Source organism: Methylobacterium persicinum (genome assembly GCF_022179525.1).
Lineage (GTDB): Bacteria > Pseudomonadota > Alphaproteobacteria > Rhizobiales > Beijerinckiaceae > Methylobacterium > Methylobacterium persicinum.
In genome coordinates, this window is sequence record NZ_BPQX01000087.1 from 1 (window position 1) to 7,522 (window position 7,522).

The 7,522-nt window shown below is 70.5% G+C and carries 7 protein-coding genes; 4 read left to right on the forward strand and 3 right to left on the reverse strand.

Annotated elements, in window-relative coordinates; all coding sequences use genetic code 11:
• Positions 1 to 2,112: glycogen debranching protein GlgX (gene glgX / locus MFF22_RS24500; RefSeq protein WP_238253380.1), on the reverse strand; the 2,112-nt coding region annotated here is incomplete at its 3' end.
• A gap of 28 nt (positions 2,113 to 2,140) precedes the next feature.
• Positions 2,141 to 3,562: an alpha,alpha-trehalose-phosphate synthase (UDP-forming) gene (locus MFF22_RS24505; RefSeq protein ID WP_238253381.1), complete on the reverse strand. Its 1,422-nt coding sequence runs from the start codon at positions 3,560 to 3,562 to the stop codon at positions 2,141 to 2,143.
• A gap of 368 nt (positions 3,563 to 3,930) precedes the next feature.
• On the opposite strand from MFF22_RS24505, the gene MFF22_RS24510 reads away from it, so the two are divergent.
• The 4 genes from MFF22_RS24510 to MFF22_RS24525 all read left to right on the forward strand — a co-directional run bounded on the left by MFF22_RS24510 (position 3,931) and on the right by MFF22_RS24525 (position 6,121).
• Positions 3,931 to 4,470 (forward strand): hypothetical protein, encoded by a 540-nt coding sequence (locus tag MFF22_RS24510; RefSeq protein ID WP_238253382.1) that lies wholly within the window; start codon positions 3,931 to 3,933, stop codon positions 4,468 to 4,470.
• Positions 4,471 to 4,473: 3 nt separating this feature from the next.
• Positions 4,474 to 4,884: a phage holin family protein gene (locus MFF22_RS24515; RefSeq protein ID WP_238253383.1), complete on the forward strand. Its 411-nt coding sequence runs from the start codon at positions 4,474 to 4,476 to the stop codon at positions 4,882 to 4,884.
• Between the two features lie 19 nt (positions 4,885 to 4,903).
• Complete coding sequence (locus MFF22_RS24520) at positions 4,904 to 5,275, forward strand: DUF3618 domain-containing protein (protein ID WP_238253386.1); 372 nt, start codon at positions 4,904 to 4,906, stop codon at positions 5,273 to 5,275.
• Between the two features lie 72 nt (positions 5,276 to 5,347).
• Positions 5,348 to 6,121, forward strand: coding sequence for an apolipoprotein A1/A4/E family protein (locus MFF22_RS24525; RefSeq protein WP_238253384.1), 774 nt, complete (start codon positions 5,348 to 5,350; stop codon positions 6,119 to 6,121).
• A gap of 168 nt (positions 6,122 to 6,289) precedes the next feature.
• On the opposite strand, the gene MFF22_RS24530 is transcribed toward MFF22_RS24525, so the two are convergent.
• Positions 6,290 to 7,522, reverse strand: a 1,233-nt coding sequence (locus MFF22_RS24530; RefSeq protein WP_238253385.1) for a malonate--CoA ligase, incomplete at its 5' end; no start/stop codon positions are given.

Consider the following 7,522-nt stretch of genomic DNA (forward strand, 5'->3'; position numbering starts at 1 on the left):
CCCCGGCCCGGCCGCGGAAGCCTGGAACGTCCCCGGGGCGGTCATCACCAGCACCGAGCGGCCGGGCAGCGGGATCGCCCCGCCGACAGGGCAGACGGGCGCCTCCGGATCGGGGGTGCCGGTCGGGCGGGTGGTGTCGAGGGCTGGCGTCCAGGGGCCGCCGACGATGGGAGCGAGGCGGAAGGCCACCTCCCCCTCCCCGCCGTTGAACAGGATCAGCAGCCGGTCGGCCGCGACCCTGTCGTTGCCGATCTGCATGCCGAAGACCCGCAGGCCGTCGTCGCCCCAATGGTGGCCCGCCATCTCGTCGCCCTCGGGGGAGAGCCAGTGCACGTCGCGCAGGGGCTGGTCGGGATCCACCAGTTCCCCGGTGAAGAAGGCCCGGCGGCGCAGGGCCGGCTGCCCCCGGCGGACGGCGAGGCAATGGGCGACGAAGGCGGTCAGGTCCGGGTCCGGATCGGCGGTCCAGTCCATCCAGCTCGTCGGGTTGTCCTGGGCGTAGGCGTTGTTGTTGCCCCCCTGCGAGCGGGAGCGCTCGTCGCCCATGAGCAGCATCGGCACGCCCTGCGCGAGCATGATCGTGGCGAGCATGTTGCGCTTCTGCCGGGCGCGGAGCGCCAGGATCGCGGCATCGTCCGTTTCGCCCTCGACGCCGTAGTTGCGGCTGACGTTGTGGCCATGGCCGTCGCGGTTGTCCTCGCCGTTGGCGTGGTTGTGCTTCTCCTCGTAGGAGACCACGTCGGCGAGGGTGAAGCCGTCATGGCTGGCGATAAAGTTGACGCTGGCCAGCGGCGAGCGGCCGGAGGCGGCGAAGGTCTCCCGCGACCCGGTGAGCCCCTGGGTGAGCTTGGCGAGGGTGCCGGAATCCCCGCGCCAGAAGCCGCGGGCGGCGTCCCGGAACCGGTCGTTCCACTCGCTCCAGCCCCGCGGATAGCCGCCGAGCTGGTAGCCGCCCATGCCGATGTCCCAGGGCTCGGCCACCAGCTTCACCCGGGCGAGGACGGGGTCCTGCGCCAGGGCCTGGAAGAAGGCGGCCCGGGGGGTGAAGTCGACGGGCGAGCGCCCGAGGCTGGAGGCGAGGTCGAAGCGGAAGCCGGCGATGCCGTAGGCGCTCACCCAGTGCCGGAGGGAATCGAGCACCAGCTGCATCACCCTGGGATGGCTGACGTCGAGGGTGTTGCCGCAGCCGGTGCAGTCGAGGTCCCGGGCCGGGTCGCCGGGCTGCGCCTTGTAGTAGCTGGCGTTGTCGATGCCCCGGAAGCACAGGGTCGGCCCGGTGAGGTCGCCCTCGGCGGTGTGGTTGTAGACCACGTCGAGCCAGGTCTCGATGCCCGCCGCGTTGAGTTCGCGGATCGCCGCCTTCAGGCTCCCGATGCCGCCCTCGCCGAGGTAGCGGGGATCGGGGGCGAAGTAGCCGTAGGGCTGGTAGCCCCAGAAGTTGACGAGGCCCTTGTCCACGAGGAACCGGTCGTCGGCGAAGGCCTGGATCGGCAGCAGTTCCAAGGCGGTCACCCCGAGACCCACGAGGTGCTCGATGATCGCCGGATGGGCCATGGCGGCGTAGGTGCCCCGCTCCTGCTCGGGGATGGCGGGGTGGGTGCGGGTGAGCGCCTTGACGTGGGCCTCGTAGATCACCGTCTCGGAGAGCGGCCGGCGCACGGGGGTCAGAGCGAGGTCGGGCACGTCAGGCGCGGTCACGACGCCCCGGGGCATGTAGACGGCGCTATCCCGGCGGTCGATCCGGTCCGGCCGGGCGAGGCCCCTGCGGTGGCCGTGGAGGGCATCGTGCCAGCGGATCCGCCCGCGGATCTCCCTGGCATAGGGGTCGAGGACGAGCTTCGAGGCGTTGAAGCGGTGGCCGTTCGCCGGGTCCCAGGGCCCGTGGACCCGGTAGCCGTAAAGCTGGCCCGGCAGGAGCCCCCGGAGGTAGCCGTGCCACACGTCGTCGGTGCGGCAGGGCAGCCGGACGGTGCGCGTCTCGTGCCGCTCCCCCGGCTCGAACAGGCACAGGTCCACGGCGGTGGCGTGCTCGGAGAAGAGGGCGAAGTTCACCCCCCGGCCGTCGAAATGCGCGCCGAGCGGCGCCGGCACCCCGTCATCGAGGGCGATCATGCGGGGCGTCCCGGAGCGGCGATGACGGCTATTCCGCTGCGGCCGCGGCGGTCGGTGGCTCGCGCTCGGTGGTGCGGAAGGCTTCCAGCTCCACCAGGAAGTTGCGTGCCCACCAATCCACATCCTCGCGGGCCATGCGCTCGGCCATCGGCCGCCAGCGGGCGACCCGCTCGGCCTTGGGCATGTAGAGCGCCATGCGGATCGCCTCGGCGACCTCGAACCGGTCGTAGGGGTTCACCAGCAGCGCCTCCGGCAGCTGCCGGGCCGCCCCGGCGAATTTGGACAGCACCAGCACGCCCGGATCCTCGTCGCTCTGGGCGACGACGTATTCCTTGGCCACGAGGTTCATCCCGTCGCGCATGGGCGTGACGAGGCCCACCCGGGCCGCCCGATAGAGCCCCGCCAGCACCGGCCGGGGATAGGCCTTGGTGATGTACTGGATCGGCGTCCAGGCCGGGTCGCCCAGCGAGCCGTTGATCTCGCCGACCTTCTCGTTCACGTCCCGGGCGAGTTGCTCGTATTCCGGGACCTCGCTGCGGGATTTCGGGGTGATCTGGATGTAGGTGACGTTGCCGCGCTGGTCGGGGTTCGAGGCGAAGAAGCTCTCCACCGCCTCCATCCGCTCGGGCACGCCCTTGGAATAGTCCAGCCGGTCGACGCCGATCAGCAGCTTGCGGGTACGCAGGCCGGCCATGGTCTCCCGGACCACCTTGTTGGAGCCGGCCTTGTCGGCGGCCTCCTGGAAGCCCGCCACGTCGATGCCGATGGGGAAGCTCTTGATCCGGGTCCGGCGCCCGTCGACCATCAGCGAGCCGCCACCCAGCGGGATCGCCCGGAGCGAATCGATCAGGTTGCGCTGCAGGTTCTGCACGTCCGGGTCGGTCTGCAGGCCGATCAGGTCGTAGTCGACGATCGCCCGCAGCAATTCGCCGCTCGCGGGCAGGGAGTTGAACACGTCCGCCGCCGGCCAGGGGATGTGGTGGAAGTAGCCGATCGGGTTGTCGAGGCCGAGTCCGCGCAGCTCGGCCGCCAGCGGGAGCAGATGGTAGTCGTGGACCCAGATGATGTCGTCTGGTTCCACGAGCTTGGCCAGCGCCCGGGCGAAGGTGCGGTTCACCCGGCTGTAGCCGGAATAGTCCGAGCGGGAGAAGGCGCCGAGTCCCAGCCGGTAATGCATGATCGGCCAGAGGGCGCGGTTCGCGAAGCCGGCGTAATATTCCGCGTGGTCCCGGGGGGAGAGGTCCACCACCGCGTACTGCACCCGGCCCCGGTCGATCAGCGTCGGCTCCTCGGACGGGTCCTCCGTGATCCGTCCGCTCCAGCCGAACCACAGCCCCTCGTAGGCGCTGAATGCTTCCTTGACCGCGACCGCGAGACCGCCCGCCGCGACGGCCTTGCCGCCCTCCTCAGGGACGGCCACGCGGTTCGAAACGATCACAAGGCGTGCCACGCGGGTGGGCTCCCGTTTTAGGCGCGAAAACCCCGCGCCGACGCACAGATACCGTGTGTAGAACGCGTCTGGCGGAGAGGCGATCCTTAACACAATCAACCCAAGCGCGAAGCCGGGTGCAGGTCAAGCAGGCGGAGGTTCCAAACGTCGGCCTCGGGTTCATGCCTGTGCCCGAATGAATGCAAGCTGAGCCGAACGGCTTTCCCGATAAAGGAGGAACTGTCGCAGGCGCAGCCGGTTACTCAGCCGTCGCGGGATGCCGCGACACAGGAGCCCACCGCCCCGGCGGACGGGACCTGGCCCCGGTTTCATCGCGCCCCGCCATCCCGGCATCCCAGCCGGCGGGGCGCGCGAGGAGTGTCAGCGCGATGGCCGAACCCGAATTCCCCCACGATGCGCCGCTGGGCGGCCAAGCCAACGCCTCTGCTTCTGCGTCCGGTCCGGACGGCCATGAGGGCGCCCGGGCGAAGGCCGAGTGGCGCGGCCTCCAGGGTGACGTCGAGGGCCTTGCCAACGTGGCCGCGGAACAGGGCCGCGGTCTGCTCGATGCGGCCCGCCTCCAGGCGCAGGATTATGTGGAGCGGCGCAAGGGCGAGGCCGCCCAGTCCGTGCAGGACCTCGCCCGGTCCCTCCGGGGCTCCGGCCGCGACATGTCGGACAAGCCCCATGTCCGCGCCTTCTTCGACAGCGCTGCGGACGGGCTGGAGACGCTCGGCACCTCCATCGAGCGGCGTAGCCTGAACGACTTCTACGGCGAGGCCGAGGCCCTCGCCCGCCGCGCCCCCGTGGCGGTGGCGGTGGGCACCTTCATGGTGGGCCTGCTGGCGGCACGCTTCATCAAGTCGTCGAACGCCCCGGACGAGCACGGGACCGTCGCCGGCGATCCCCGCGACAGCTTCAGGGCCTGAGCCATGAGCCAAGGTCCCGACCCCCGGCAGCCCGCCGGCAGCATCCAGGGCCTGATCGGCGACGCCCTGCGCGAGACCAACGAGCTCGCCCGCAAGGAGATCGCCCTGTTCCGGGCCGAGATGGCCCGGAACGCCCGCCAACTCGTGGCCGGGCTCGCCTGCATGGTCGGCGCCGCCGTCTTCGCGGTGGTCGCCCTGCTCGTCCTCATCGACGCCTTCGTGAAGTGGCTCGCCACCATCGTCGGCTCCGAGTGGCTGGCGGCGCTCATCGTCGGCGGTACACTGTTCGTGCTGGCCCTCGGAATGGCCCTGTGGGCGAGGAGCGTGCTGTCGCTCTCGACCCTGGCGCCGACCCGCACCACCCGTCAGGTTCGGCAGGACGCCCAGTCCCTGTCGGAACGCGTCTCCGGATGAGAGAGCCGTCATGAGTTCGATGAACGACCTCGAGCGCGAGATCGAGGAGAGCCGCGCCCGTCTCGACGAGACGATCGACCAGATCCAGGGCCGCCTGTCGGTGCCCAACATCGTGGACGAGATGCTGGGCAATGCCCGGAAGGTGCCGCAGCTGGCCTCCGTCTATGACGGTGCCCTCGATGCGGTGCGCCGGAACCCGGTGCCGGTGCTGCTGATCGCGGCCGGCGTGGGGATGCTGTTCAGCCGCATGGCCAAGGAGACGGAGCGTCGCCGCACCCAGGTCTCCGCCGCGAGGGTGGATGCCATCGCCACCGACGCGGTGCGGGACTACGACCCGGACGGTCCCGCCGCCCGCCCGGTCCACGACCCCTTGGAAAAGACTGAAATCTGACCGCCCCGGCCCGGGAGGGCTTCACGCGCCCGACGGCGCCAGGGTTCCGAGTCGAGGACACGAGTCGAGGACATGAGCATGACCGACAAGCCGCTCCATTCGCCGGGTTCGTCCGGGGACCACACCCTGCGGCCCGACCCCACGGGCCAGGGCGATCCCCTGAACCATCCGGCGGGGGGTTACGGCCTTCGCCCCGATCCCGAGGGCCGGCACGATCCCCTGCGTGGCGCCGCCGACCAGGCTGCGTCCAACGCAGCCCACTCGGCAGCCCACACCGCGTCGGACCTTCGCGACCGGGCTGCGAACACGGCCTCCGACCTCGGCGACAAGGCGGCCGATCTGGCCGACCGGGCACGGGACCGGATCTCGGGCCTCGCCGACGACATCCACGAACGCCTCGGCGACACCGCCGACAGCGTCCGCGACCGGGCTGGGGTGGCCTATGACGAGGCGCGCGGCAAGGCGGGCGAACTCCACCGCCGGCATATGCGCAAGCTCGACGACCTCACCGTCCAGGGCATCGACGGGCTCCGCCGCAGCCGCACGCAGGTCGAGCGCTTCGTGGACGACAACCCCCTCCTCGTGGGTGTGGTCGGCGTCGCCGCCGGGCTGCTCCTCGGGGCGCTCCTGCCCCGCACCCGCCAGGAGGATCGCAACCTCGGTCCCTATGCTGACGAGGTCCGCGAGGAAGGCCTGCGCTACGCCCGCGAGATGACCCATCGCGGCCGGGAATTCGTGCAGTCGGCCCTCGACCCGGACAATCTCAACGAGGTGGTCCGCAAGGCGACCGACGGCGCGGACGACAAGGCGCCCCCCGCCGGCGATCGGACGCAGCACAACCTGTAAGACTCGCCCCTCCCCCCTCTGTGGAGCAGGGGGGAGGGGCATCTGAACGCCTTCGTCAGCCAATCCCGTCATTGCGAGCGTCGCGAAGCAATCCAGGGATGCGCCACGCATCCCAGATGTCTCGCTGCCCTGGATTGCTTCGATGCGCTCGCAATGACGATGAGGGCATCAGCCCCCGAACAGTCCCGCGAACTGCTCCCGCAGGATGTTCTTCTGCACCTTACCCATGGTGTTGCGGGGCAACTCGTCCACGAACAGGACGCGCTTGGGGCATTTGAACTTGGCGAGCCGGCCTTCGAGGTCCGCCGTCACGGCCGCCTCGTCCGGGGCGCCCTCCCCGCCGACCACCACCGCCGTCACCGCCTCCCCGAAATCGGGGTGGGGCAGGCCGATCACCGCCGATTCCACGATCCCCGGCAGGGCGTCGATCTCGGTCTCGACCTCCTTCGGGTAGACGTTGAACCCCCCGGAGATGATCAGGTCCTTGCCGCGCCCGACGATGTGGACGTAGCCCCGTGAATCGACCTTGCCCAGGTCGCCGGTAATGAAGAACCCGTCCGGCTTGAACTCGGCGGCGGTCTTCTCGGGCATGCGCCAGTAGCCCTTGAACACGTTGGCGCCCTTCACCTCGATCATCCCGACCTCGTCGGGACCGAGCGCCACCCCGCTCTCGGGATCCACCACCCGGAGCGACACCCCCGGAAGGGGGAAGCCCACCGTGCCCGCCACCCGGTCCCCGTCATAGGGGTTCGAGGTGCTCATGTTGGTCTCGGTCATGCCGTAGCGTTCGAGGATGGCGTGGCCGGTGCGGGCCTGCCACTCGCGATGGGTCTCGGCGAGCAGGGGCGCGGAGCCCGAGGTGAACAGGCGGATGCTCCGCGACACCTCCCGGGTCAGGCCCGGCTCCTTGAGCAGGCGGGTGTAGAAGGTCGGCACGCCCATCATGGCGGTGGCCCGGGGCATCAGCTCCAGGATTTTTTTCGAATCGAGGCGCGGAAGGAACAGCATCGTCCCGCCGCTCGCCAGAACGGTGTTCGTCGCCACGAACAGGCCGTGGGTGTGAAACACCGGCAGGGCGTGGATCAGCACGTCGTCGGCCGTGAAGCGCCACACCTCGACCATCACCTTCGCGTTCGAGGCGAGGTTGTCGTGGGTGAGCATGGCGCCCTTGGAGCGCCCGGTCGTGCCGGAGGTGTAGAGGATCGCCGCGAGATCCTCAGGCGCCCGGGGCACGTCGGCGAAGGCGGCCCCGTCCTGCGCGTCCGCCGCCTCCGCGGCGCTGCCGGTGCCGGCCGCATCGAGGGTCCAGACCTGCCGCACGCCCGCGGCGGCCCCGGCCAGGGCCTCGCGTTTCGCCGGATCGCACACAAACAGGGCGGGCTCGGCGTCGCCGAGGAAGTA